A 2277-nucleotide genomic window follows, 5' to 3' on the forward strand; every position below is an offset into this window, starting at 1 on the left:
TGTCAAGGCTCAATTGAAATGTCCGTTATCCAGCTCAATTAAAATGACCACTTTGATCTCTCATTCTCTTTACTGATAGACTTTCCTCCGACTGAAACAACAGGATGATTGAGCCCATGCTTCGATACGAGTTAACGCCGAACAATGCAGGTTTTATACTGTGGGGAGATTCAGAAGCCCTGAATGAATTACATGAACTCATTCATTACATCGTGGATGAAAGCCCACTGATTAAAGTTAAAGACGGATTTATGTTATCCCTTGCCTATGATATTCGTAAAGCACGGGAAGGTAATCGTCGTGTTGAGCAACATCAGTATGATCAACATGATACATATAAGCTTTATGGTGTTGAGCTTTTATGGCCTCTGGTCCTGGTACAGTCCTCAATACTCAGAAACTCAATGGGTTATATTCAGACAGACAAAAACCAGCTGTCTGTCATGTATGCCTTTGAATACCTGATAGAATCAGCATTAACAGAGTCTGAGAGAACAACGTCGAATGATATTATGCTAACAGTAAAATATGCATCAGACTCTGATTTTAATTTCATTGAGGATAATATTGACAGCAGGTGCTGCTATTTTATCAGCCTATCTCCGGAGCAAAGAAAAAAGCAGTTAATCAGTATTGTTCGTTCTTTTCATTCATTATGGGGTAAGTATGCCCGTGAAAAGCAGGACATAAAGATGCTGAACGAAATGAATAATACATCATGGGTCTGGCCGGACAATATCAACTGGTGAGCAACCACTGTCCGGCCAGTGAGTACCATCAGCGGGCTCTTTTACCAAAAATGTCCTCTGAACGTGACTGAAGCTGTTTGAGTGCTTCGAGCATGTCATCATTATCCAGTGAGCGCTGGGATTTCTTCCCTTCCTGCTTTGGCCGTCGTCGGGAAGGGCCATCTCCAGCGGGAATTGACTGAGAGCGCGTGTTATCCCGCTTGCTCTGCACCAGACTGATAAACTCCAGGGTTCGGCCAAGACGCTTGTTATCGACAATCGCGCCCTGGTCGATTTCTGACAGTCGGTCGTAGGTAGAGTAGGGAAGTAGCGTACCGTTCAGGCGCAGCTCTTTTCTGCCATCAGGATAGTGATACACATCGATATATTTACCTATTGCACGGCGACTCAGTTCGCTGTCTTCAATCAGGTACAACATTTTATCATATTGTATCGTCAACGATTTTGAGACTTTACGTTTTTCACGAACAGTGAAAATAAGCCCCAGGTCCTCATCATGTTCTACAGCACGGTGTACGTCAAAATCATGTCGCGGTACTTTGCCAAAACGGCGGTTATAGTCAGCCATATAGGCCTCAGCGAAGTCATTTGCAGCCTCCATTGAACAAATGCCCTGTAACCGCAGCTCTTTGACCAGACGATCCTGTAAAGTGAGGTGAGCTCGTTCTACACGCCCTTTGGCGGGACTGGTTTCTGCACAGATAGTCTGGATGTTCAGTTCATGCATGGCTCGCCCAAACTGAGTATGCCCGTCTCCGCCTGTGGCGTGTTTATTGTTAACACGAAAAACACCGGCTTTATCGCTGTACAGTGCCAGCGGTTTACCATGCTTATCGATATAGCGCCGCGTGGCTTCGAAGTAAGAAAACGTGGACTCCGATTTAACAAACAACAGTTCCATCAGTTTGCTGGTTGCATCATCAACATAGACCAGCGCGGTGCAGGCCGGGCCACGGCCTTCAAACCAGTCGTGATCACAGCCATCTATTTGTATCAGCTCACCAGTACACGGACGCCGGTACCGTGGTTGAGGGATCCTTGCGGCACGTTGTTTACGGGGAACCCATAAGCCAGCCCGCACCATGATGCGCCGGACAGTTTCTTTGCCAAGAAACAGTCCGTGGAGTTCTTCGAGCTTTTCACGCGCCAGAGTCGGACCGAAATCAGCATAACGCGTCTTGATCAGTTCCAGAGCCTGATCTGCGAGCCCGGGTGGCAACTGGCGGTTACCACGCATGCCACATCGTCTGCTGGCCATACCAAGCGGTCCGCCTTCACGGTAACGGGCAAGAAGTCTGCGGCATTGCCTGTCGCTGATACCGAGGTGCTCGGCCGCACGGCGCGTTGTGATGCGACGTTCAATGACGTCCTGTATAATCTTGATCCGGTTGATCTCTTTCAAAGTAAACACTCCTGAGCTTTCTGCGCTCATGATATGCCTCCCGGTAGTTTAAACGGACCAGTGAAGCTTACCATAGCGCGGACATCTGAATTGAGCCACAGGCGGACATTACTATTGAGCCATTAC

Annotated in this window: 2 protein-coding genes; one reads left to right on the forward strand and one right to left on the reverse strand. The window is 47.7% G+C overall.

What is annotated here, in order from left to right:
- Positions 1-116: 116 nt before the first annotated feature.
- Positions 117-749 (forward strand): DUF6904 family protein, encoded by a 633-nt coding sequence (locus tag N6G83_RS54250; protein WP_001567369.1) that lies wholly within the window; start codon positions 117-119, stop codon positions 747-749.
- A 28-nt stretch (positions 750-777) separates the two neighbouring features.
- Here the strand turns inward: N6G83_RS54250 and N6G83_RS54255 are convergent, their stop codons facing one another.
- The gene (locus N6G83_RS54255) at positions 778-2181 is read right to left on the reverse strand and encodes an ISNCY-like element ISKpn21 family transposase (RefSeq protein WP_001567368.1); all 1404 of its coding nucleotides are present in this window, start codon (positions 2179-2181) and stop codon (positions 778-780) included.
- Positions 2182-2277 lie beyond the last annotated feature (96 nt).

The sequence above is a fragment of the Serratia sp. PL7 genome (assembly GCF_945957435.1).

Excerpts from the sequence above, each read along its gene's own strand:
- N6G83_RS54250 (WP_001567369.1), top strand. The coding sequence starts at position 117 with ATGCTTCGATACGAGTTAACGCCGAACAATGCAGGTTTTATACTGTGG.
- N6G83_RS54255 (WP_001567368.1), bottom strand. The coding sequence starts at position 2,181 with ATGAGCGCAGAAAGCTCAGGAGTGTTTACTTTGAAAGAGATCAACCGG.